Annotated in this window: 14 protein-coding genes; 13 read left to right on the top strand and 1 reads right to left on the bottom strand. The window is 60.9% G+C overall.

The genetic code is table 11. The features are described 5' to 3' along the window. Positions 1–712: 712 nt before the first annotated feature. The 13 genes from PM3016_RS09030 to PM3016_RS09090 all read left to right on the top strand — a co-directional run bounded on the left by PM3016_RS09030 (position 713) and on the right by PM3016_RS09090 (position 22996). Positions 713–1390, top strand: coding sequence for a response regulator transcription factor (locus PM3016_RS09030; RefSeq protein ID WP_013915191.1), 678 nt, complete (start codon positions 713–715; stop codon positions 1388–1390). Continuing rightward, complete coding sequence (locus tag PM3016_RS09035; RefSeq protein ID WP_013915192.1) at positions 1387–2769, top strand: sensor histidine kinase; 1383 nt, start codon at positions 1387–1389, stop codon at positions 2767–2769. The genes PM3016_RS09030 and PM3016_RS09035 overlap by 4 nt, the downstream gene beginning before the upstream one ends. A 163-nt stretch (positions 2770–2932) precedes the next feature. Then, on the top strand, positions 2933–6688 hold the full coding sequence (locus tag PM3016_RS09040; RefSeq protein ID WP_238540474.1) for an S-layer homology domain-containing protein: 3756 nt from the start codon (positions 2933–2935) through the stop codon (positions 6686–6688). Between the two features lie 99 nt (positions 6689–6787). Next, positions 6788–8890 carry a cellulase family glycosylhydrolase gene (locus PM3016_RS09045; protein WP_014369215.1) on the top strand — a complete coding sequence of 701 codons (2103 nt, stop codon included), beginning with the start codon at positions 6788–6790 and terminating at the stop codon, positions 8888–8890. Between the two features lie 41 nt (positions 8891–8931). Then, positions 8932–11517 carry a putative bifunctional diguanylate cyclase/phosphodiesterase gene (locus tag PM3016_RS09050; RefSeq protein ID WP_014369216.1) on the top strand — a complete coding sequence of 862 codons (2586 nt, stop codon included), beginning with the start codon at positions 8932–8934 and terminating at the stop codon, positions 11515–11517. After that, positions 11517–12731 (top strand): ABC transporter substrate-binding protein, encoded by a 1215-nt coding sequence (locus PM3016_RS09055; protein ID WP_014369217.1) that lies wholly within the window; start codon positions 11517–11519, stop codon positions 12729–12731. Before PM3016_RS09050 ends, PM3016_RS09055 begins: the two co-directional genes overlap by 1 nt. 208 nt (positions 12732–12939) lie before the next feature. Continuing rightward, positions 12940–16056, top strand: coding sequence for an efflux RND transporter permease subunit (locus PM3016_RS09060; protein ID WP_014369218.1), 3117 nt, complete (start codon positions 12940–12942; stop codon positions 16054–16056). A gap of 14 nt (positions 16057–16070) precedes the next feature. Beyond that, the gene (locus tag PM3016_RS09065; RefSeq protein WP_014369219.1) at positions 16071–17399 is read left to right on the top strand and encodes an efflux RND transporter periplasmic adaptor subunit; all 1329 of its coding nucleotides are present in this window, start codon (positions 16071–16073) and stop codon (positions 17397–17399) included. 51 nt (positions 17400–17450) lie between these two features. Further along, entirely contained in the window at positions 17451–19151 is a 1701-nt protein-coding gene (locus PM3016_RS09070) for a hypothetical protein (RefSeq protein ID WP_014369220.1), read from the top strand. A gap of 189 nt (positions 19152–19340) precedes the next feature. Then, complete coding sequence (locus PM3016_RS09075; protein WP_014369221.1) at positions 19341–20378, top strand: CapA family protein; 1038 nt, start codon at positions 19341–19343, stop codon at positions 20376–20378. Positions 20379–20660: 282 nt separating this feature from the next. Continuing rightward, positions 20661–21509, top strand: a complete 849-nt coding sequence (locus tag PM3016_RS09080; RefSeq protein WP_014369222.1) for an MBL fold metallo-hydrolase — start codon at positions 20661–20663, stop codon at positions 21507–21509. A gap of 137 nt (positions 21510–21646) precedes the next feature. Then, entirely contained in the window at positions 21647–22060 is a 414-nt protein-coding gene (locus PM3016_RS09085; RefSeq protein ID WP_014369223.1) for a PH domain-containing protein, read from the top strand. Positions 22061–22171: 111 nt separating this feature from the next. Then, positions 22172–22996 (top strand): VanW family protein, encoded by an 825-nt coding sequence (locus PM3016_RS09090; protein WP_014369224.1) that lies wholly within the window; start codon positions 22172–22174, stop codon positions 22994–22996. A gap of 315 nt (positions 22997–23311) precedes the next feature. Here PM3016_RS09090 and PM3016_RS09095 read toward each other — a convergent pair whose 3' ends face one another. Then, positions 23312–24748, bottom strand: a complete 1437-nt coding sequence (locus tag PM3016_RS09095) for an alkaline phosphatase PhoX (protein ID WP_013915208.1) — start codon at positions 24746–24748, stop codon at positions 23312–23314. Between the last annotated feature and the right edge of the window lie 102 nt (positions 24749–24850).

The following is a 24850-nucleotide window of genomic DNA, read 5'->3' on the forward strand; positions in this document are numbered from 1 at the left end:
TTGTGTGCGGAAAGGCACTGCGGTACGTCCCTGACGGCCTTGGTCGTTGCGGAGGTCGGCGGGCATGCGTGTTCCTCGGCGTAGAGGAGGCAACGAGCCGGCAACCGGGATGCAGGTGCGGGCAAACCAGTTTTGCAGGGCTGAAGTAACTTTGATGGATCGATATTTTATAGCTGCTCTGTTGTGGTACATGCGCAAGGGGCGGAAATTTACGTTTCCGCCCCTTTTACTTGTGCATTTTCACCCACTGTCCCTTCACTGTTCAGAAATAGAGGAACTCAGGTTCGTTATTTGACTGGTTTGGAAGGCCAAATTGGAAATAGCGGAACTCAGATTCGTTATCTGCCTCCGTCACCAGCCTATTCATTGGTTACAAAGAGAATAGAGCATCTGAGTTCCGCTATTCTTCGGGAAATACCGGGAAATACTCAAATAACGAATCGTAGTTCCTTTATTTCTTGGCAGCCTGCTGATTTCAACTGGCTTAGGGGGATCTCGTTAACGTCAGCACATTCTACTACGTTCGTATCACGCCGCCCGCCCGTGCCGCCCGCCCGCAGCGCTCGCCCGTGCCGCTCGCCCGCGGCGCTCGCCCGCGTCGCTCGTCCGCGTCGCCCGCCCCCTTCCGGTCGCGTCCGCTTGCCTCGGCTGCAACCCGGGCAGTAGAATGGGGAAAGATAACGATACCAATGACTTACGGAGGCTGTGCCCTGTGATCACGATTCTGTTAGTAGACGACGACAACCATATCCGCGAACTGATGAAGCTCAGCCTGCGGGAAGAGGGCTACCGCCTGATCGAAGCGGGCGACGGACAAGCCGCGCTCCACTGTCTGGAAGAGGTGCAGGTGCACCTGGTCGTGCTTGACGTCATGATGCCCCGCATGGACGGGTTCGAGCTGTGCCGGCAGATCCGCCGCAAATATAACGACCTGCCCGTGCTGATGGTGACGGCCAAAGGAGAGACGGGAGACAAGGTCGAAGGCTTCCAGCTCGGCGCCGACGATTATCTCGTCAAGCCGTTCGATCCGCGGGAGCTCATCATGCGGGTCAAGTCGCTCCTGAGGCGCTATAAGCTCGCCGGGTCCGACCGCATTCAGCTGGGAAGGGTCGAGCTCGACAAGAAGGGTTATGAAGTGATCCGCGGGCAGGAGCATCTGACGCTGCCGCTCAAGGAGTTCGAGCTGCTTCACATGCTGGCAAGTCACCCTAACCAGATCCTCACCCGCAATCAGCTCATCGAGGGGATCTGGGGGCTGGACTACGAGGGGGACGACCGCACCGTGGATGTGCATATCAAGCGGCTTAGGGAGCGCTTCAAGGGGGAAGAGGAAGGCTTCGTGATCAAAACGATCCGCGGCCTCGGGTACAAGCTTGAGGTCAAGGCATGAGGGGCTCCCTGTATACCCGGATTGTTCTCGCTTTCCTGGTTTCCGTCATCCTCGGCCTGTTCATTGCGTTTTACGCTACGGGGCTTCTCTTTGCGGAGCGCATCTGGAATAACATGAAAGAAGACCTGCATTTCGTTGCCCTGGATCTCATCGATACGTATCAGATGACAAACGGCATGGATATTAATCAATACCTGGAGGCCCGGGTGCTGACCCGGCCGTTCTACGTCTCCCTGATCGATGCCGAAGGTGGGTTCCGGGAGTTCGGCTACCGGAATGTGAAAAATAAACGGTCCGTAGATCAGGAGGCCGTGAAGCAGGTGCTGGCCGGCGGGGTTCATTACAGTGTGCTGGAAGAAGGGGGAGATGAGGGCGCCCTGCTGGGGTACCCGATGGAGATCGACGGCCGTCAATATGCGCTCTTTGTTCAACCCGCGGCGCCCAAGATGGCTTTAAATATCCGGAATGCGATGATCACGGCGCTTGCCATCGAGCTGGTCGCCGGCTCCTTCTTCATCCTGATCGGAGCCCGGTATCTGGTCAATCCGCTGAAGCTCATGACGAGGGCCTCCCGGAGAATCGCCAAGGGCGACTTTAACATTTCGCTTGACTGGAAAAGGCGGCGGGACGAGCTCGGTGAGCTTGCGGTCAGCTTTACGGAGATGGCCGGCGAACTGAAGCAGATGGAGCGCATGCGGCAGGATTTTGTCTCCAATGTCTCGCATGAGATTCAGTCGCCCCTCACGTCGATCGCCGGATTTTCGAAGGTGCTGCAGCAGCGGCAGATGCCTGAAGAGGAACGGAAGGAATATCTGCGTATCATCGAAGCGGAAGCTCAGCGGCTCTCCCGGCTCAGCGAGAACCTGCTCAAGCTCGCCTCCCTGGAATCCGAGCACCATCCGTTTCATCCCCAGACGTATGATCTCGACGAACAGCTTCGCAACGTGATTCTGACGATGGAGCCGATCTGGTCGGCGAAGGACATCGAGCTGGATCTCGATCTTCCTTCGGTCAAGGTACAGGGGGACCCCGATCAGCTGAGCCAGGTATGGCTTAACCTCATCGGCAATGCACTGAAGTTCACGCCGGAGAGCGGCACGGTCCGGATAGCAATAAAGACCGGCGTGGACAAGGTCCAGGTCAAGGTAAGCGATACGGGGATCGGCATCTCCGAGGAAGACCTGGCGCACATCTTCAGGCGCTTCTATAAAGCGGACCGTTCCAGGACGAGTGCGAACGGGGGCAGCGGCCTCGGTCTGTCCATTGTGAAGAAGATCATTGAGCTGCACGGGGGGACGATCGCAGTGGAGAGCAGGCCGGGAGAAGGGACGGAATTCACGGTGACGCTGCCTTATGTACTGCTTAAGCGGCGGGATTAGCAATTACGGTTACAACAATCACACCCTCATGTCAGGTCCTTTGCTATAATGGCGAAGGATCTTTTTGTCGATATAAAAAGAAACATGTCGTTGAATATCTTAAAATTAAGGGTGATTTCCAATGAATTCCACGGCTTCCTCACGGGTTAAGCGGTTTACATATATGATCAAGCTCCTGTTGTGCACTGCTATCGTGTTGGCGGGGGCTGTTCCGCTGTCTCTTTCGGCTTCGGCGCAGCCTTTACCTGATCTGGTGTTCTTCGGAGAGAACCCCAATACGAGCCACTGGGGCGTAGAAGTACAGAAGGAGAACGATCTGCTGCCGTTCGACGCATCGGTTGCTTTCAACGGACATCCCGCACACCGGGTGACGAATGTGTCCGGAGGCTGGTGGGGCATCGGGATGACGCTGCAGTGGACAACGCGCGATATCAGCGGCTATATCCCGTACGGAGCGCTGGAGTTTGAGCTGAAGGGCAGCAGGGGCGGGGAGCTGCTCCAATTCTCGTTGTCGGACGGACGCTCACCGGCTGCCGAGACGGGCTCCGTACCGGCGGAGGCTTCCGCCTCTTGGAACCATGTGACGATTCCGCTCGCCCAGTTCCCGCAGATCGGCAGCTTCCCGGCCTCGGCATGGAATACGCTGCTGATCACTAAAGTCAACGGGGAGGATCTGAACACGCTGTGGCTCAGCGATATGAAATTCACCTCCCGGTACATTACCGGATATGAACCGCTTATTCTGACCGCTCCGCAGGGGACGGTACCGGCCATGCCATCCGTTGTGACAGCCGTGTACAGCGACAGCACGACGACCGAGGTGCCCGTGACCTGGAGCGGCGTTCCGGACGGCTCGGCGGCGGGCGCCTTCACGGTGCAGGGCCATGTGGCCGGAGTATCCGTGCAGCCCACAGCCGAGGTAACGGTTGGCACGGAGGCGGACCAAGGGACCGGCTCGGAGGAGCCGCAGCCGGCACAAGAGACTCCGCCGGCAGTGGAAACCCCCTCGCCCGAGACAGTACCTTCGTCCGGCCAGCAGGAGCATGTGGTGTTTGAAGGGGTGCGAACCGATCAATATTTCGGCTCGGGCGGCAACCTGAAGCTTGAAACGGACCTGGTCAGCACGAGCTCCCTGCCGGTCGACAGTACGGTGGAGGGCACCTATAACGGGCAGCCTTCCTACAAGATCGCTGTCACGAAGCTTGCCGACCCGAACTGGGGCTACTGGAACGGAGTGCTTGCGGCCGATGGCTGGACGAGTTATTCCTTGGAGGCTTTCCGGGAAGGCACCCTCGAGTTTTATGTCAAAGGAGCGGCCGGAGGCGAGGACTTCGTCATCGGCATCATGGACACCAATGACGTGAAATCGGTCTTGTCCCTTAGCGGGCTGGCCCAGACCGTCACCACGGACTGGTCTCTGATCCGCATCCCCCTCAGCCGGTTCACGGAGCAGGCTCCGGATCTGGATCTCAGTATCATTGACAAAGTGGTACTGGAGAACGCATCGACCCAGGGAGAGATGAGCGTATGGCTGAACCGGATCAAGTTCACGCAGAACCCTGCGGCAGAGCTTGAGATCGCCAGTGTCGATCCGGTTAAGGCCGTAACCGTGGCGGGCCTCCCACCCGAACTGCCTCAAGAAGTGCCGGTCACTTACGAAAATGGAACGACAGGCACGGCCAACGTCAGCTGGGAGGCTGGCGACGGGTATCGGGTCCGCGGCCGCTATACCGTCCGGGGGACGATCCTGCAGGACACAGGCCCCGTACCGGTAACCGCGGAGGTGACCGTAGTCCGTGCACTTTCGGATGAGCCTCATGTCATTTTTCTTGATAAGAAAAAAGCCCAATGGGCGAGTGCCGAGGGGCATTTCTCCCTGGGTATGGAACAGGCGCTAGATGACCAAGGCATGCCGGTCACCAATGAACAGGGCAACCCGGTCATGACCCTGCCGGTCGACCCGCAGGTCACCTTCGGCGGGCTGCCGGCATACCGGCTGCAGGTCACCCGTATTCCCGGCCCCAACTGGGGGTACTGGGGTACGGGACTCACCATGGACAACTGGAATCCGGTGAATCTGGAAGCTCTGTACGAACGCGGCAGCCTGGATTTTATGATCAAGGGCCTTGCCGGCGGAGAATCGTTCTCCGTCGTTCTCACGGACCGGGCCGGAGCACTTGGGACTGTGAAGCTCTCCGATGTGGCTGCAGTGACGACGGGCTGGCGCCAGGTGTCGATTCCGCTGAAGCGGCTTGTACCCGTCTCTAGCGCCCACAGGCTGAAAGAAAGCACGGCCGTCACGTTTACGTCGGATACGGGCACCGGTGCGGCCCCGCTGACCGTATGGCTGAGCGATGTGCGATTGGCGTCCGAAGCGAGCCGGGAGGTGGTCCGTTTCGGGACGAAGCTCCCCGTGCAGGCTCAGCAGCTTCCGCAGCTGCCGGAGCTGCCGGCCACGGCCGAGGCTGTATACAATGACGGCACGACGGAGCAGGTTCCCGTTGCGTGGGACGCCGTGACCTTCTCCTCCTGGGGCTACCCGAATCCGGTGCAGGGCACGGCGCAGGGGATCGATCTGCCGGCGACGCTGCAGTTCACCGTCGAAGGCAGCCGCAGCAGCGGTTCCTCCGGCTCGGGTTCGGGCTCCGGCTCCGCAGGAATGCCGGAGGAGCCCGAGGCCCCGATCGCCGCACCGGTCGTCCCGGCGGCATCGTCGCTGTATCCGAACGGAGCGGCCGGCACCTACACGCTGCCTGCCCTCAAGCCGGCGGTGGACCCCGCGGACGCCCTGCTGGCTGTCGTCAACGTTCAACCCGGCGCTCTCAAAGAGGGCTACAAAGCCGCAGCACCGGGGCCCGGTCAGCGCCCCGTCATGCACATCAAGGTTCCGTACATGAGCGGCGTGACCGGCTATGCGGTCAAGCTGCCGGCAGGGGCCGTGTCGGGAGCCTACCCGGATGCGGAACTCTCCGTCACCACGGACCTTGGCAGAGTCGTGCTGCCGGCAGATCTGCTTAACCCGGATCAGCTGAACGGCGCTGCAGCAATACGTCTCGTGATTCGCAGGTCGGACACCGCGGATATGAAGAAAACGGCCCGCGAGCAGGTAGGCGGCCGCACCGTGCTCGACATTCACCTGGAGGCGGACGGCGTCATTCTCCCTTGGGAGAGCAGGGAGAAACGGGTCCTCGTGTCTCCGGACTACGCGCCGACCGATGAAGAGCTCGAGCATCCCGAGCGCCTGGTTATTCTCTACCTGGGCGAGGACGGGGAGGCCGAGCCCGTGCCGAGCGGCCGCTATGACCGCACCGGCGGGCGCATGATCTTCTCCGCCGGCCATTTCAGCCGGTATGCGGTGGCCTGGGGCAGCCGCACCTTCGGAGACCTGGCCGGCTACGGCTGGGCGCAGGAGGCCGTGGAGCTGCTCGCTTCGCGCGGCATCGTCCAGGGCACCGGTCCTGCGGAGTTCGCTCCCGGCAGGGGAGTGACCCGGGCCGAGTTCGTCTCGCTGCTGGTCCGCACGCTGGACCTCGCCGGACTGCCCGCTGAAGCGGACTTCCGCGACGTGGACCCGTCGAGTCCGCATTACCAGGCGATTGCGGCAGCTGCAAGGCTCGGTATCGCCGGGGGCATCGGCGGCGGCCTGTTCGCGCCGGATGCACCGGTCTCCCGCCAGGACGTCATCGTCCTGACGGAGCGGGCGCTGGAGCGGGCCGGCCGGCTTCATGCCGGGGCGGCGGACAGCCTGCCCTCCGGCGTCTTCCGCGACGCGGAAGACCTCGCGGGCTATGCCGTACCGGCGGTGTCGGCCCTGTACGGGGCCGGTCTGATCGAGGGGGCCGGCGGCCTGCTGCGTCCCGAAGCGGAGATGAGCCGGGCGGAAGCCGCCGTGCTGCTCAACCGGATTTACCCATACTGACGACGGCGGCCTGGGGAGGCCGGGGAGACAGGGCAGAGCCCTGCGGCTCATCCGGCCCGCTCCTGCCCCGTCACATTCCAGATCGAGAGGATGGCTGCCATGCTGCGCAAACCCTTTGTCCCCCTTGCCGCCCTGATGTCCGCACTGCTTCTGCTTACCTCTGCCGGGGCGGCGGGGTATGCGGAGGAGGCGGCCCCCGGCACTTCACAGGTGAACGCCTTCCGGGCCGTCACCGCGGTTCAGGCGGCCAAGGCGATGTCGCCCGGTTGGAATCTCGGCAACACGCTGGATGCTTACCCGGATGAGGGCTCCTGGAACAACCCTCCGGCGGAGGAAACGATATTTGAAGATATCCGGGCGGCGGGCTTCCGCAGTGTCCGGATTCCCGTGACCTGGGACAGCAAGATCGGACCCGCCCCGGATTATATCATCGATCCCGCCCGGCTTGACCGGGTGGAGGAGGTTGTGGACTGGGCACTCGAGCGGGGGCTCTACACGGTCCTGAACGTGCACCACGACAACGGCAACTGGGTGACGAAGATGGCGGTCGATCCGGTCACCGGCCTGTACGTCGACGATTACAACCGCAATATGGACAAGCTGGAGAAGGTCTGGAAGCAGATCGCCGGGCGGTTCAAGGACAAGAGCGAGAAGCTGCTATTCGAGGTCCTGAACGAGCCCAACAACGGGGAATGGGAACCGAAGATTGAGGCGCCGACGGACCCGGACTATCCGGAAGCGAGGCATCACCTGACGCCGGAGGAGCTTAACGCGATGAACCACCGCATGCTGAAGGCGATCCGGACCTCGGGCGGCAGCAATGCGAGCCGGATTGTCGTCATTGGGGCGGAAATGGACAACAGCGAGAAAGCGGTGGCCCATCTTGAAGTGCCGGACGACCCGTATCTCATGGCGACATTTCATTACTATACCCCATATCCGTTCATCAGCAACTCGTGGGGACATACAGCCTGGGGAACGCCGGAAGACAAGGCGGAGCTGACCCGGTACTTCAAGCCGGTATATGATACCTTCGTTCGCAAAGGCATCCCCGTGCTGCTGGGTGAATTCGGGACATTCGTGGATCCGGAAGCTTACGCGAAGAGCTATTATTTTAACGCGGTGGTCCGCGCTTCCTACAAGTACGGCTTCGTCCCCATGTATTGGGACAACGGCCTGGATAATTACGACCGCAAAGCGCGGGTGTGGCGCGACGAAACGGCCAAGGACGTGATCGTCCGGGCAGGCCTTGGCGAGATCAACTCGTTCATCGGGATGAGGGACGCTTATTTCCCGCAGGGGAAGGAACCCGGAGATCTCGTGCTGCCTCTGGAGCTCGGGGGCAATGAGCTGACCGGTATTTATCACGGCTATTACCGGCTGGTCGAAGGCCGGGACTACGTCATGAATGAAGAGCGGACCGAAATGACGCTCTACGGCGGATTCATTGCGAAGCTGCTTCCAGCCCGAGGGGAAGCGGGAGCCAAGGAAACGCTGCGCTTCCGGTTCTCCGAAGGCGCGGACCAGCCGCTGAACCTGATCCGCTTTGCCCAGCCGGTGCTGCAGGACACGAAGCTTACGATCCCGGCGGGCGCCCTTAAGGAGAACCTGAAGATCCCGGTGCAGTACAACGGAACGAAGCTGGCGACCGTCCGGATGGTCGATGCGGCCACCGGCAGGCCGGTCAAGGACGAGTGGGCCCAGGGCTATGTCAACCGCGGAGATTTTGTGATGGACGCGGAGCATGTCATCCTCAGCAAAGAGATCCTGAACGGTCGGCCGCCGGGCAGCGAGACGAAGATCATCCTGGAGTTCTGGCCGAAGGGCACGACGGCCGAGATTACCGTGTCCGCCAAGGCGGTTAAGCCGGAGCCCGGGTACCAGCGCAAGGTCTCGGTGCTGCCGAGAACCGCGCCGAAGGCGCGCCGGCCGCTGACGATCGAAGGGACGATCCTATCTCTCAACGGGGCATCGGTCTATAAGGGCGTTATCGACGTCGAGATCAACGACGCCGAGGGCAATAAAGTAGAGCAGCGCATATACAACGAGAAGACACTGAAGCCGGGCGAACCTCTGACGGTATCCTTTACATGGAAGCCGCAAATGAGGGGAAAATATATCGTGAAATTCTCTTATTTTACTACGAATTGGAAAGAAAACCTGTTCTGGGATGATGCGGCGAGAATCATCGAAGTGCAGTAAGTCCGAATGGGTCCGGGACGGGTCAGGAAAGGAGGGGGGTCATGGCTGTGCCTGAGGCTGCCGGCAGAAAGGGTTCCGTTCTTATTTATACTTCGTTTACGTTTCTTGCTTTCTTATGCTACTTTCTGCCGGTCAAGCTTGTGCTGGGGACGGAGATGGTGTTCGCCTCTTTTTTCTTCCTGATCACCCTGCGGAGGTTCGGAGCGGCACTTACGGCCCTTCAGGTGACGGCTGTGCACGTGTCGGCATCGGCGTTTCTTCACGAACCGCTGCTGTCTTCTCTCGTGAACACGGTTGAGATCGGGGCGGTCTTTCTCCTTCTGCGCACCCGCTTGCGAAGTGTGCTGCCGGCCGCCGCCCTGTTCTGGGGACTGTTTGGCATCCCGCTGCTGCTTGTTATGTATTACATCCGTTTCGGGACGCTTGGGGCGGAGATCGGACTGTATACGGTCACGCTGCTCGTCAGCCGCCTGTTCAATGCGCTGATGGCGGACCTGATCTGGACCTATCTGCCTCATCTGCGGAAGCAGGCGAAGGCAGGAGGGCGGACCGGAGTACAGCTCTCCCGGCTCCTGCTTCATCTCACTTTGTTCAGCGTCATCGGCTCTTCGTTCCTCTTCATGGTGAATACGGGCAAAAACGCGCAGTCCAATCTGGAGGCCGAGCTTCAGGAGGAGGCGGCGGGACTGACAGCATCCCTTAGCAAATCCTATGCATCCTGGAGTCCGGAGCAGGTGCGGGCACTCAAGCTGCATTCGCTGATTCAGGCCGGTTATTTCCGGGAGCTCGCCGTCACCGCCTCCCAATGGATCTCGGATGAAGGACTCCTGATCGGTCCCCGGGGAGAGGTCATCGTCACCTATGGGCGGGGCTCTCTCGGAGCGGAGTCTGACTGGATGCGACGTACCGAGTGGCGTCCGCTGACGCCCGCCTTGTACGAGTGGAGGACGCCTGCCCGGCTGCTCGATATCCCGGGGAACCAGTGGCAGCGCATGGCTGTGGTGGCGGAAGTCCCGCTGCCTCCCTTCAAGCTCTATATGAAAATGTCGACGGTTCAGCATAAGGAGGAAGTTCTGGGCTATTACCTGAGCCAATCCGTCGCGGTTATCTTCACGACCCTCGTCATCGGGGTCTTCGCACTCTTCATCCACCGCTTCGTGCTGGGGCCGACGATCCGGTTGGCCGAGCTTACACGCGACGTGCCCGGCAGGCTTAAGGAGAACCGCCGGATCGCCTGGATGCCCCCGTCGCGGATCAGCGAGATCCAGACCCTGCTCGGCAACTTTCAGGAGCTGACGGAGCAGCTGAGCGTGATGCTGCGCGAAACCAAGGCGCAGGCCTACTATGACGCGCTGACCGGTCTGCCGAACCGCCGGCACTTCAACGAGCACCTGCAGGAGCTGCTGGGGCCGGAGACGGAAGCGGCCGGAACGACGGCGGTCCTGTTCATCGACCTTGACCGGTTCAAGCAGATCAACGATACGCTCGGCCATGCCGTCGGGGACGGGCTGCTGCAGGAGGTGGCCGCCCGGCTGACCGGGATAGTGGGCGGCCGGGCCTTCATTGCCCGGCTGGGCGGCGACGAGTTCGTCATCGTGGTGCAGGATACGGACAGCGCGGAAGTCTGCGAGATGTCCAAAAAGGTGCTCCGCGGACTCGTTGAAGCCTTCCAGGTGGGAGAGCATGAGCTGTTCGTCGCAGGCAGCATCGGCGCCGCCCTGTCTCCGCAGGACGGCAGTGATCCCGAGACGGTGGTCAAGAATGCCGATGCCGCCATGTATCTTGCCAAGGAGGAGGGAGGCAACGCCTACCGCTTCTTCTCGGGACAGATCGCAGGCTCGATCTCCGAGAACATGCGCATCGAATTCGACCTCCGGCGGGCGATCGAGCGGGGGGAGCTGCACCTGCATTATCAGCCGATTGTGGATGCCGTCGACGAAAGAGTGGTCGGAGCGGAAGCGCTGCTGCGCTGGGATCATCCGGAGCTCGGGCCGATCCCGCCCCTGCAGTTCATCGGGATTGCGGAGAGCAGCGGGCTCATCGGCACGCTTGGGGAATGGGTGCTTCGTGAAGCCTGCGGGCAGGGCGCACGCTGGCTTGCGCAGGGGCTGCCCCTGTTCGGCATCGGGGTTAACCTGTCCCCGACCCAGCTCACGCACAATAATGTCGTTGATTATATCGGGAAGGTGCTGGAGGAAACCGGACTGCCACCTGAATATCTGAATCTGGAGATCACCGAAGAGGTGTTCTCCAAGAAGACGGAGCGTGTCATCCATGACCTGACCCTCCTGCGGGAGATGGGGGTCCGTGTCTGGGTGGACGACTTCGGCACGGGGTATTCCTCCCTGGCGATGCTGAGCAAGCTTCCCGTGGTCGGGTTCAAGATCGATCGTGCGTTCATTCGGGAGATGGGTCAGGACTTGGCCATCGTCAAGACGATTCTTTCTCTGGCCAAGGATAAGGAATGGATCGTCGTTGCCGAAGGCATCGAAGATGAGGCGCAGAAAGGGGCGCTTCTGGAGCTGGAATGCCGGCTTCAGCAGGGCTTCCATTACAGCAGGCCGATGCCGCCGGAGGAACTCGCCAGGCTGCTCGAAGGCCAGCGGAAGAAAGGGGGGACGGCGTGATGCGCCGTTATTGGTTAAGTATGCTGCTCGCCGCCGTCCTGCTGTTCTCCGGCTGCGACATGCCGCCCGGGAGCCCTGCCGGGGAAGAGGGGAAGTCTGCGTACGGGGATGCCGAACCAGCCCAGGACAACCGGAAGGTGCGGATTCTGGCCTCCTATGATGAGCAGAAGCAGGTGACCGATTCGTTTCGACGGCTTCACCCCGAAACGGAAGTCGAATGGATCAAGGCCCGCAGCGATGTGTTCCTGGACATCCTGGCTTCCGAGAACCCGCCCGATATTATCATCATGGATAACGGAATGATCGCCGAGGTTAACGCGATGGATGTCTTCGAGGATCTGAGCAGGCCTCCGTACGAGGCCGAAACCCGGCACGCCGGGTTCCCGGGGCTCAAGCTGGACGGATTCCGTTCGCTGGACGGCAGCCGGCTGATCGCCGTTCCGAAAGATTTTCCCATGGCCTTAACCTTCTACCGGGAAGATATTCTGGCCGGCTACGGATATCCCGTCGAGCCTGAAGCGCTTGCCGCTTACCTCGAGGACCCGAGGCGCTGGCTCGACATGGCGGCGGGACTGCGCGCCGCCGGTCACTGGATCTTCAACACACCCGGCGACCCGGTCTATGTGGCAGCCACAGGACGAAGCTTCTTCGGCCCGGACCGCCAGTACCAGCGCAGCGGTCCGATGATGGCCGAGGCGGCGGAGATGGCGCGCACCGTGGAGAAGAGCGGTCTGGCCCGGAAGCTGAATATCTGGGACGAGAACGGAAGGGAAGCGATCCGCAAGGGCGAGATCGTCATGCTGTTCATGGGCGAATGGGCGGCCAACCTGCTCAAGGAATGGGATCCCGAGCATGCGGCACAATGGAGAATGACCCGTCTGCCGCTCGGGGTATACGGCAGCCAGGGCGGAGCCTCCTTCCTGATCTCCAAATACAGCCGGAGCAAGCAGGCGTCCTGGGATTATATTCAGCACTCCATGAAAGAAGAAGCGCCGTATCTGGAGAGCCTGAAGGGGCGTGAGTACTATGACCGTGTGCCGCCGGCCTGGGTGACCCCGCTGGACAGCAGAGCCCATGAAGTGTGGGATAAACAGTTCTATGATTCCTTGGCGGCCGGGCGGACGGCGGCCGAAATCCTGTCGGACCAGGAGATCAAGGTGACGTCCACCCTGAGCAAGGAGCTGCAGATCATGTACGAGATGCTGGAAGAGTGAACGTTGGAATGCGCTTGACCTGCAGCGCGAAAAGCCTTCGGATCCGGGAGGATGCTGAAGGCTTTTTTTCTGGCCGCTCCGCTCTGGCGTTCGTGTCGGATTATGGGTAAAGATGACAAAAAATGTCCTCTCTTCGTTCATGCTCCGTTCATATTCATGCTGTAATTTATGATTATCCTAGAGACAAACCTGAACAGGAGGGGCCATAGTGAACAGTTTGACCCGGTTTTCCATGAAAAATGTGGCGGCCTTGATGATCATCATCGCCATGCTGTTCGGCGGCGGGCTGTATGCGGCCTTCAAGCTGAAAATCGAGAACTTCCCGGACATCTCGTTCCCGTACGTAATGGTGACCACTACATATCAGGCGGCGCCTGAAGATGTAATGGAGGAGATAACGAAGCCGATTGAGGATAAGGTCGGCAATATGGAAGACCTCAATAACATGACATCCACCTCGAGCGACAGCATGTCCTCCGTGATCCTCGAGTTCAAGCAAGGCGTGGACGTCGACAAGAAAAAGCAGGACGTCGAGAGCCTCATGCAGGAGCTGAATCTTCCAAGCTCCGCCAATCCGAAGGTCTCCACCTTTGGGTTCTCGTCGCAGCCCGCTTATTACCTGGCCATCTACGCCAAGGACGGCATGAGCCAGACGGAGCTGGACCGGATCTACGAAGACCAGATCGAACCGGCCTTCGAAGGGATTGCGGGCGTCGACCATATCGACTCGGTCGGTACGCGTGAGACGAAGATGGACATCGAACTGGACGCCGACGCACTGTCTGCCTACGGGTTGACCCCATCGGGGGTCACGGAGGCGATTCAAAGCGCCTTGAATAACGGTCCGATCGGTACGGTAGAGTTGAGCGGCAACGAGAAAATGGCCCGGATTACCGCGGACGTGACCAGCGTCTATGCCCTGCAGGAGCTGGAGATCACGACGGAGAGCGGCGCCCCATTGCTGCTCGGACAGATTGCCAAAGTGCAGGCCGTGATGGAATCGGAGTTCGTGGCAAGGCTGGACGGACACCCGGCACTCGGTATTCAGTTGTATAAAACAAGCTCTGCGAACGCGGTGGATTTCTCGGCCGATGTGGAGGGGTACATCGAGCAGTGGAAGACGACCATGCCCGGCGTGGAATTCAAGCTCGTGTATGACAGCGCGGATGAAGTGGAGAAATCGATCCACGGTCTTGTGAAGGAAGGGATTATCGGCGCGGTATTGGCCGCCGTCATGATTCTGCTGTTCCTGAGAAACCTGCGTATGACGCTGATCGTTCTCGTCTCGATTCCGCTTTCGATTCTCGTCACCCTGCTGCTGATGATGCAGCTGGATATCACACTGAATACGATGACCCTCGGCGGTATATTCATCGCGGTAGGACGGGTCGTTGACGATAGTATCGTAGTTATCGAGAATATTTATACAGAGCTACAGAAGGCGCATGAACGGGGAGAATCGGTTATTCTGAAGGCCACATCGCAGGTGGCGATGGCGATTACCTCCTCGACGATAGCCACCTGCGGTGTATTCGCACCGATCGGTCTGGTCAGCGGGATTGTGGGCGAGATTTTCCGTCCGTTCGCCATTACGCTTGTCGTCGCCCTGATGACTTCCCTGGTTGTTGCGGTGACGGTCATTCCTATGCTGGCCAAGCTGCTGGTGCTGCGCGACTCCAAATTGGGTGCGGGACACGGCCATGACGAAGTGCCGAAGGGCCGGATCATGAATACCTACGAGCGCATGCTGCACTGGAGCCTGAACAACCGGATCAAGACGCTGCTGGCTTCCCTGCTGCTCCTGGTCGTATCGATTGCGGCCATCGTGCCGAATCTGGCCGTATCGTTCGTCCCGTCGGGAACGACGGCCCGGACGATGTATTACCAGCTGAAGCTGCCATATGATACTTCGATGAATGCGATGGATGCGAAGACCAAGGAACTCGAAGTCATGATGCAGGAGGCGAAGGACAGCCAGGGCGGACCGCTGTTCACTTACATTGAGTCGCTTGTCGGCTACGGCGGCGAAGACGACCAGGTGCCTTACAAGGCGGAGATTTATGTAGAGGTCTCCCCGAACGCCGATCCGGATCAAGTCAGAGATGAATACAAAGAACTTATTCTCAACGAGCTTCCGGCCGGTTCCGAAGTCGAACCCCGCGCTTTGGGCGGAGGAGGAGGCATCTCCACGACGGACTTCTCGTACTCGCTGAAAGGGGATGATCAAGACCAGCTGGAGCAGGCCTTGGCCGTCATCCGCGAGAAGCTCGAAACGTATCCGGAGCTCTCCGAGATCGAAGACAGCATCAGTGATTCCAAGACGCAGGTGGAGATCACGGTCGACCAGCGCAAAGCCAGAGCCTACGGTCTCAGCGCTGCGGCTGTCCGGCAGAGTGCCAGCGCCTGGATTGCCGAGCAGGAGCTTGGCGACATCAAGCTGGACAACATCACCTACACCACCAGCGTATCCCTTGCGGGAGATGACAAGAACTCGCTGGAGAAACTCGGCATCATGCCGCTCAAGGGCTCTTCCGGCACAACGGTATATCTGAACGAGATTGCCAAAATCCGTGAAGTCGAAGCTCCGATGAGCATCCAGCGGGAAGCACAAGAGCAGCTCGTAAGTGTTACGGCGAAGATCAATTCGACCGATAAAAGCGGCATAGCCGCCCGCGTCTCCAGTGAGCTGAATCAATTGGAGCTGCCGGATGGGGTTTCGCGCGAAGTCAAAGGGGTATCCGAGGACATTAACGAGAGCTTCTCCCAGCTCTTCATGGCTATGGGGGTAGCGGTATTCATGGTGTACCTGATCATGGTCCTGGCGTTCGGGAATGCCAGCGCACCGTTCGCGATTCTCTTCTCTCTGCCGCTTGCGGCCATCGGCGGCCTGATCGGCCTGTTCATCAGCGGAGAATCGCTCAACGTGACCTCGCTGATCGGCTTCATGATGCTGATCGGGATCGTGGTCACGAACGCGATCGTACTGGTTGACCGTGCGCAGCAGATGCGGGCCGAAGGGTATACCGTCCGGCACGCCCTGCTGGATGCCGGCATGGTCCGGCTGCGACCGATCATCATGACCGCCGGCGCGACGATCGTCGCCCTGCTCCCGCTGGCTCTCGGCTTCTCCGACAGCGGCGGTATGATCTCCAAGGGCCTCGCCGTAGTGGTCATCGGCGGACTCACGACATCCACGCTGCTGACGCTGTTCGTCGTGCCGATCGTCTACGAGCTGATCGAATCCATGAAAGCCCGGCTGGCACGCCGTTTCTCGAGAAATAAGGGCGCCGGTCCGGATATCACCCAGACTTCGGCAGGAATGTGAGGAGGAACGAACCCATGAATCCAGTATTTCAATCCAATCGAAATTCTAAACGGCGTTACGCCCAGACCTTAGGTATTCTTCTTCTGGCATCCTCGGTGGCGGCTGCGTGCTCGCCGCCGGGAGCCCCAGCCGCACCGGCGGCGCAGGGAGAAACGAAACAGAAGCCGGTGAAGACAGCCAAGGTGGAGCGGCATCTGGTCGCCGATCCGCGTGAGCAGCTGGCTGATGTGGTCGCCAGCGTCAAGCTGGATGTCATCACGAAGGCCGGCGGCCAAGTGACTGAGGTGCTGAAGAGCAAGGGGGAAGCGGTGAAGGCCGGAGAAGTGCTCTTCCGGATCGATTCCCGAAGTGCCGTTTCGGCGGTGCAGAAGAATGAGGTGGCTCTGCGAAGCGCCGAGCAGACGCTTGATAAGTCCAGGGAGGATCTGAAGAACTCCCGGACCGAGCTTCTGAATGCCATTGAGAAGGCACAGCAGACGCTCGACGATGCGAAGAAGAACCATAACAAAATGATGAACGACTACGATAACGGCCTGGTGACCAAACGCCAGCTGGAGCAGTCGGAGGAGACGGTGTCGAACGCCGAACGCGATCTGGGCATACAGAACGACAAGCTGAAGTCCCTGGATTCCACGAACTCGCTTGCGTCACAAGAGTCCCAGCTCGAATCGAATCGTATAGCGATCGCGGATGCGCAGCGTGATCTCGAGAACTATGAGGTGAAGGCTCCGGCGGACGGCATTCTTACGGACTTTACTGTAGAGAAGGGCATGACGGTCTCCCAGAACTTCACGGCAGGCCAGGTGCAGAGCGGCGGAGCGGTCAAGTTCAAGACCGAGCTCACCGAGTCGGCTTACGCGGCCGTCAAGAACAAGAAGGAGCTGACCTTCTACGCTCCGGCCCAGCCTGATCTGAAGGAGAAGGCGGTCATTACCTTCCTGAGCGGTGTGGTGAACGCCCAGACGAAGACCTACACGATGGAGCTGCAGGCAGTGAACCCGCAGGGCAGTTATGCGGCGGGCAGCCGGGTGCTGCTCCAACTGACGGACGAGGCGGAAGAGACGGTCGTCGCTGTACCGACGCTCAGCATCGTCCGGGAAGGCTCCGACGCCTTCGTCTATGTGCTGAACGGCGACAAGGCCGAGAAGCGCGCGATCAAGACGGGACGGGTCAAGGACGTGTACCAGGAAGTGCTCCAGGGGCTGAAGGAAGGCGAGACGATCATCACCTCGGGCATGGCGCAGCTGAAGGATGGGCAGACCGTAACCACGGCTGCCGCCTCCGCTACGCCTGCTGCAGGATCCGCCGAAGCACCGGCCGCAGCCGCTGCCGAGAAGAAATAACTTCACACGCATAGGGTCAAGTCACATCCAGACTGAATGGAGGATTTCAACATGAAAACATGGCACAAAATCGTTACTTCGGCAGTCCTGTCCACTGCGATTGCCGCTTCGGGCACGTTCCCCGTATGGGGTGTCCAGGGGGCCGTCGCCGCAGCCGTCGAATCGGCAGGCTACAGCCTGAACGGTTCGATCCAGGCGGAAGTCAAAAGCGCCGCCGTCAAGACGGTCGAAGACGGAACCCAGATCGCAACCGTAGTTCGTCTGACGAACACGTCCGCGAAGAAAACCCGCGTGCCGGAATATGAGCTGCGTGCGGTGACCGATGGCGGAGTCGAGTATCTGCTGACACCGAGCGCTTCGAACGCGAAAGCGGTCCAGGCCCGGGAAACCGTAGAGCTGGTCTACCTCTCCACCGTTGACGGCGGAGACTTCAATATCGCATCCCTGGCCTTCGTGGAAGTCGACGAGTACGTGTATCCGAAGCTGGAGACGGAGCTGCTCCGCATTCCCGTGACGGCAACGGATGCCGGACGTCCGGGCGCCGATACGCCGGCAGCGGCGTGGGGAACGGCCTTCACGATTCCGTCGCTCTCGTCCAAGCTGACCTACACGCCGCAGGGCTGGTCGCAGCAGCTCAGCGAGAAAGGACAGACTTATCTCATCACCCTGCTGGCCGAGAACCCGACGGACAAGCGGGCGTCGCTGCCGGAGTTCCGGATGGACGCGCTGGCCGGAGGCAAGCAGTACGCCGGCGTACGGACGGAGGGGGCTCCGGAAGCGCTGGAGCCGGGCGAGAAGGCTTATGTCCACTATGCCGTGAACGTGGATAACGGCGTGGAGCCGGAAGAACTGCTCATCCTGACTTCGGACGCCTATGGCGAAGGCACTGCAGCCGTCTCCTTCGATGTTCCTCGGCTTAAGCTGTCGCTGCCGGAGACATCGGGCGTGGATCTGGCGAAGCTGCCGGAATACAAGAGCGGGACGCCGATTTCCTTCGATCCGCTGAACCAGATTGTCGGGGAGAACACGCAAGTGTCTCTGGTCGAGCTGCATCGCCATGAGAATCCCGAGCAGGGCTTCCAGACGGTCGTCGCGAAGTTTAAGATGCTCAACCGCGGTACGAAGCCGGTCGTTCTGCCGTCCTTCCAGGCGGATCTGACAACAGCCGGCGGGGCTTCCTATACGGGCAGCCGCCAAGTGACGGCTGCGGCCACCCTGGTGCCGAACGTAGCCTCCGTGGTGACCTATTCCTTCAACGTGCCGAAGTCCGAAACGAGCGAAACGTTCGGGATCAAGCTCTCTGACATGAAGGCGGCGGCGCCGTACGTGAGCGAGATTGCGATGATCAAGGCGCCTCTGCAGAAGGAAGAAGAGGGCGGCACAACGTACAAGATGTACCCTTACGATGTGAAGCTCGGCTTCTGGACGCTGAACTCGCAGTTCAGCTCCACGACGCTGCAGTACTCCTACAAGCTGACGATGGACCTCGACTTTACCGTAACGGATGATGTGATGGTTGACGCCGGCTTCTCCAAGCTGAAGTTCGAGCTCGCCGACACGGAAGGCCGCGTCGTTGCCTCCGAAACGCACGGGTTCACGGGCGAGAACCGTCTGATCAGCGGCCGTCAGACCCTGACCTTCAGCAACCTGCAGACCGAACAGCTGCAGTATCCGCTGACGATCAACGTGTACGAATCGGTCGAGACCGAGTCCGGCACGGCGAACCGTCTGCTGTTCAAGCTGAAGCAGTAATGCGTCCTGGATCACCGCTCTTATACTTTACCCCCGCCGGCCACGGCGGGGGTTTTTGTACATAGATCAGAGAGGATAACTCGCTATAGGCGTTGACCTCATGCCTGCAGACCGGGCTATTGCCGGAGGTGACTTCCGGCCGGGCTTCGAATAGGATAACGTATCCCAGGAGCAAAGGATGTGAATCGAATGCCGGCAGAGCTGACCATTGCCGCCGTCGGAGACATTCTCATCTCCCAGCGGATCATTGCCTCCGCCTCCGTGCCGGGCCGCATCCGGAAGAATTTCGCCCCGCTGCTGAGGCATGTCGCCCCGATCCTGCGCAGGGCGGATCTGACCATCGGCAACCTAGAGATTCCGCTGGCCGGACCGGAAGAACGCTATACGCGGAAGTCGGCGGCTACCGGTTTTTTTACATTCAATGCGCCGGACGAACTGGCTGCCGACCTGAAGGAGGCGGGCTTCGATCTGCTCGTCACCGCGAACAACCACTGTCTGGACCGGGGGCTGGAGGGGCTGCAGCGGACACTGGATGTACTGGACGAGGCAGGTCTGTCGCATACCGGCACCTACCGGACGCCGGAGGAAGCGGAGCGGCCCTGGATCGGTGAGATCCGCGGGATCCGGGTCGGCGTGCTCGCTTACTCAAAGAGCACCAACAAGATACCGATCCCGAAGGGGAGCGAATGGTGCGTCAGCCTGCTGGACGAAAGCCGGATGGTGCAGGAGATCCGGGCGCTGCGGCTCCTGACGGATGTGCTTGTCGTGTGTCCGCATTGGGGGCGGGAATATACCCATGAGCCGGTCAACATTCAGAAGAGGTTGATGCGGCGCCTGCTGTCCGCCGGAGCGGATCTCGTCCTCGGCTCGCATCCGCATGTGATCCAGCCGGCCCTCCGGACGCCGAAGCAGGCGGCCTTGTACTCCCTCGGCAACTTCATCTCCCCAACCCTGATGAAGCGGCCCGCGACCCGCAGCGGCCTGATCTTCGTCGCCCGTATCGTCAAGGAGGATGACGGGACTGTCTGGATCCGCAGCGCCGACTATGTGCCTACCTGGACCCGCAGGATGGGCAGGGGAGCCGCCATGCGGTATGAGGTGATCCCTTCGGCGCCCGTTGGGCTCGCAGCCGGCCGGCGGTTCGGCCTGAGCCGCCGGGAGGAGCGGGAGTTCGCCGGGGTGGTGCGCCATACGATGAAGGTGCTCCGGACGCCGGTCAGGCGATAAGCCCGGGAAGCTGCAGGAGCAGGTGCCCTCACTCCGGGGATGCGATCCCGGGGTGAGGGCCTTCGGACGCCGGCTTCTGTTTCTAGGGCAGGGACGAGCCTTGAACGGATGGATTCGCCTTCCTTGGAGCAGAGTATAGGAAGGAATGACAGGTCCGGCGAGAGGCCGGAACGGGGGGGACCCGGCGCAGTCCGAAGATACGGCGGCTGCCCAGCCGGGTAATAACTTATTGAATCTGTCCGGTATATGGACGGGCACAATCGATTCAGGAGGTGCAGGAGAGTGGATAATCCGATGAAGGATACGCGGATGCCGATGACCTCGGTCCGCAGCGGGGAGGGCACCGAGGTGCTGAAGGATCTCTACGCGTACACCGTCAAGATCGTGAATGTCGTCTATGCCGGTTCGCCGGAGCGTCCCGGGGACGGCTGGGTGCTGATGGACGCCGGACTTCCCGGGAGTGCGGAGGAGCTGATCGGCGAGGCCGAAGCCCGGTTCGGCCCAGGGGCCCGGCCGCAGGCCATCCTGTTGACTCACGGCCACTTCGATCATGCAGGCGCCGTGGTCGAACTGGCGCAGCATTGGCAGGTGCCCGTGTACGCCCACGAGGCCGAGCTGCCGTTCGTCACGGGGCGCTCGCGCTACCCGGATGCCGATCCGGGCGTGGAGGGCGGGCTGCTGGCCAAGATCGCGGGCTGGTTCCCGAATGAGCCGGTGAATCTGGAGGGGCACGTCCATCCGCTGCCGGCCGATGGTACCGTACCGGGGCTGCCGGGCTGGCGCTGGATTCACACACCGGGCCATACACCGGGACATGTGTCGTTCTTCCGCGACGCGGACCGCGCCCTGGTCGCGGGAGACGCGTTCGTTAACGTCCGTCAGGACAAGCTGTACCAGGTCCTGACGCAGATGGAGCAGCTCAGCGGACCGCCGAGGTATTTCACTCCGGACTGGCCGTCCGCAGGAGAATCGGTGCGGAAGCTGGCGGCACTGCAGCCCCGCACAGCCGTCACGGGCCACGGGGAGCCGCTGGCCGGAGAGGCTTTTACAGCCGGGCTCGCGGAGCTGGCGGCCCAATTCGAGCGCGTGGCCGTTCCGGATTACGGGCGCTATGTTGACGGGAAGCGGTGAGGCTGCCCCCTGGTATGAAAACACCTTTGAACCCATCCGTCCTCAGCTGCCATGACAGCATGGGGATGGATTTTTTCTGTTTTAAATCCAAAAATGTAATTATATGTTATAATAGGCGGGGTAAAGGAGGTGCCGCCATGACACGCTTCCGAAGCGATAAAGACAAGCGCTTCGCAGCCGTTCACTGGACTGTGATCCTGGTTCTTCTGGCGATATTCGGGATGTGCTTCCCGACCGGCTGGTGGCCCGCAGGTATGCTGCCTCTTGGTGCCGCGGCCTTCTTCCTGTGGGCCTGGTACGGCACATGGTATGAACTGCGCGGTGCCGAGCTCCTGATCCGGTCAGGTCCGGTGAAGCGGCGGATTCCCGTAGCCGCGATCCGCCTCGTCCGGCGGACGAACCAGGCCCTCTCCGCCCCGGCCCTCTCGCTCCGCAGGCTGGAGATCGTGCACGAGCAGGGAAGCATCCTGATCTCGCCGGCAGAACCGGTGAGGTTCATTGACGGTCTGCTCGGGCTCAATCCCCGGATCAAGGCCGATTACGGAACATAATCGCCTGGAGGCTTGGAAGGGAACGGCCGGCCCCTCTCGCTCGTCCATAAGGGTATACGGCTTGGCCCCATATTGCGGCTGGGAGACGAGCTGACGGAGGAGTGTACGGACATGATCAAACACCGCATCGGCAAAACCTTTCCATGGCTCTATGAAGTGCGCATGAGGCAGCTGCAGTGGGCGCGCCGGTGGGCGGACCGGCGGAGCGGGGTGCGTTTCGCGCGGGTGCAGCGGCAGGAGCCTTTGGCCAGCATAACCGCCAGACACAGGTCGGTGCTCCGCAGGAGGCTGGCGGGCACCGATCCGCAGCTGCAGGAGAACAAGATCGTGAACCTTCGGCTCAGTCTGCCGCTGATCGACGGGCTCGTCCTCCGTCCCGGCGAGACGTTCTCGTTCTGGGACCGGATCGGGCGGACAACGCCCGAGCGCGGATATGCGGAAGGGCTCATGCTCTCCCGGGGCGAGGTGCGCAGCGGGCCGGGCGGCGGGCTGTGCCAGCTGGCCAACCTGCTGTTCTGGCTCGGGCTGCATTCGTCTCTTACCGTGGCGGAGCGTCATCATCACAGCTTCGACCTGTTCCCGGATGAGAGGAGGACCGTCCCGTTCGGCAGCGGGACCAGCGTGTTCTACAACTATGTCGACCTTCGTCTGCGCAACGATACGGAGAGGGAGTATCAATTCCGGGTGTGGCTGACGGATGAATATCTGGCCGGCGAGCTGCGGAGCTCCTCCGAGGAGGCTTGGGTCTACCGGGTCGAGGAGAGGAAGCACCGGTTGTTCGAGCGCGGAGGTCGCCGGTACCGCAGCAACGAAATCTGGCGGCTGCGGCTCGACCGCAGCGGTCAGCAGGTGCTGGGGGAAGAAAAGCTGCTGGATAATCTCGCGGAAGTCCGCTACCGGACAAGGGAGGGGACCGGCATGGAGCAGCAGGGTTGAAGCTCCGTGATCGCAATTGTGTCTGCAAGCGAAGATGCAGTCGGGTCCGCGTAGCCGGAACTTATAGGTTGAAGCCGTAGAACCGGAGCAGGTCTGCAGTGGATAGGCGGACGAGGGAAGCCTCGTAACCGGATCCGTCTGCTGGAATTCTCTTGGCTGCCGGACGGCCCGCGGTTTCCCGCTTCCGCAGAGCAAAGCACCCGCCGGACGGTCAGCGTCGCGGCGGGTGCTCCTTGGTGTTTCATAGTTCTGATTCATCTTTGTGATACTTGTTGTGCGTTTCCATCCGAATCCGAATCCGAAACCAAGTCCGGATCAGATCGTTACCCCGTGGCGCTGCAGTGCAGCGGCTTCGAGCAGGGAGATGCCCTGGGCTTCGGCGAAGCCGATGAGCTTGTCCGTCATCTGCGGAGCAAAGTAGGACGGAGGCTCGGCGTGGCTCATCACCCGGCGGCGGCCCGGATTATTGCGGGCGAACGGCCCCCAGATCGCGAACGTGATGCCGGGGCTCTGGATATTGACGAACAGCGTCTTCCCGTCCGGGGAGAAGGTCGGGCCGCACAGCTCGGAGTTATTGAGCCGGTTCGCGGCAAACGTATAGATCTCGCGCTCCGGTGTGATGCCGAGCAGGCGGTCAGCACCCCCGCCGTCTTCGACGAACCACAGATCGCCCCACGGCGTGATGCAGATATTATCCGGCATCTCCATCAGGTTCGCATCGGAGGCCTCATAGAAGAGCTCCAGCGAGTTCGTGGACGGGATGTAGCGGTAGATCCGCCCGAGCTTCTTCTCGCCGGCCGACGTGTCGTCGAACCAGAAGACGCCGCCTTCGAAGTGGGAGCCCTCGAGCCGGGAGAACCGGATACAGCCCTTGTTCATCGCATCGGCTTGCGCTTCTTCGGGGTTCAGATCGCGCCAGACGACGGCGAACTGCTGGCCCGGCTTGAAGACGGCCGCTTCCGTGTTCGACTTTTCCTCGATTGCGGCGGCCTGGAGGATACCGCCCTTCTGCAGGGCCCCCGGCTGCTGCCGGCGGTCATTCGGGATATAACGGTACAGGAAGCTTGGGGAGGCGTCTTCCGTGAGGTAGACGATGCCGGTTGCCGGATCGACGTCACAGGCTTCGTGGGAGAAGAAGCCCATGTCGCGGATCGGCGTCTTTGACAGCTCGTTCTCCGGATCGTCCGGATTCACCTCGAAGACATAGCCGTGCTCGCCGCTTGCCGTCTCCTCACAGGTCAGCCAGGTCCCCCACGGCGTCGCCCCTCCCGCACAGTTGCGGATCGTTCCGGAAGAGCTGACGACCTCGGAGACCAGCTTGCGGTTCGCATCGACCACGAGGGTGGTGGTTCCACCGGCTGCATTCTTGTCGTAAGGGTTCTTACCGATGACCGGATACTTCGCGTTAGAGCTCAGTTCGTGGTTGCGCACGAGCACGACGGAGTTGTGGCGTCCCTGGAAAGCGGCCATGCCGTCGAAGGCTCCGGGGACCGCCGTTCCGTTCGTCATCCTGCCCCCTTCCTCCGAAATAATCCGGTACTGGAAGCCCTCAGGCAGGTCAAGCAGACCGCCGGGGTCCTTCACCAGCGGACCGTAGCCGCCAAAAGATCGCTTCGCCTCGGTGTCCGCTTGGGCGAGGGCCTTGGCGTCGAAGGAGAACAGTCCTGCCGAGCCGAGGGCCAGGGCGAGCGTGCCGGCACCGCCGGCCTTCAAGAATTCCCTGCGGTTCATTCCTTGCAGCTTCTTGTCCAAGTGTAGAATACCTCCCGTATGATAGAAGTTCTTTGATCCCGTCAAACCAGACCGGGGTGGTGCTACCGCCCAGTGTATCAGACGGATTTTAAGGGATTGTGC

It is taken from the genome of Paenibacillus mucilaginosus 3016 (genome assembly GCF_000250655.1).
GTDB classification, from domain to species: Bacteria; Bacillota; Bacilli; order Paenibacillales; family NBRC-103111; genus Paenibacillus_G; species Paenibacillus_G mucilaginosus.

What these genes read in the sequence shown, in the direction of transcription:
- PM3016_RS09035 (WP_013915192.1), top strand. Translation starts at nt 1,387, where the DNA reads ATGAGGGGCTCCCTGTATACCCGGATTGTTCTCGCTTTCCTGGTTTCC.
- PM3016_RS09040 (WP_238540474.1), top strand. Translation starts at nt 2,933, where the DNA reads ATGATCAAGCTCCTGTTGTGCACTGCTATCGTGTTGGCGGGGGCTGTT.
- PM3016_RS09045 (WP_014369215.1), top strand. Translation starts at nt 6,788, where the DNA reads ATGCTGCGCAAACCCTTTGTCCCCCTTGCCGCCCTGATGTCCGCACTG.
- PM3016_RS09050 (WP_014369216.1), top strand. Translation starts at nt 8,932, where the DNA reads ATGGCTGTGCCTGAGGCTGCCGGCAGAAAGGGTTCCGTTCTTATTTAT.
- PM3016_RS09055 (WP_014369217.1), top strand. Translation starts at nt 11,517, where the DNA reads ATGCGCCGTTATTGGTTAAGTATGCTGCTCGCCGCCGTCCTGCTGTTC.
- PM3016_RS09065 (WP_014369219.1), top strand. Translation starts at nt 16,071, where the DNA reads ATGAATCCAGTATTTCAATCCAATCGAAATTCTAAACGGCGTTACGCC.
- PM3016_RS09070 (WP_014369220.1), top strand. Translation starts at nt 17,451, where the DNA reads ATGAAAACATGGCACAAAATCGTTACTTCGGCAGTCCTGTCCACTGCG.
- PM3016_RS09075 (WP_014369221.1), top strand. Translation starts at nt 19,341, where the DNA reads ATGCCGGCAGAGCTGACCATTGCCGCCGTCGGAGACATTCTCATCTCC.
- PM3016_RS09085 (WP_014369223.1), top strand. Translation starts at nt 21,647, where the DNA reads ATGACACGCTTCCGAAGCGATAAAGACAAGCGCTTCGCAGCCGTTCAC.
- PM3016_RS09090 (WP_014369224.1), top strand. Translation starts at nt 22,172, where the DNA reads ATGATCAAACACCGCATCGGCAAAACCTTTCCATGGCTCTATGAAGTG.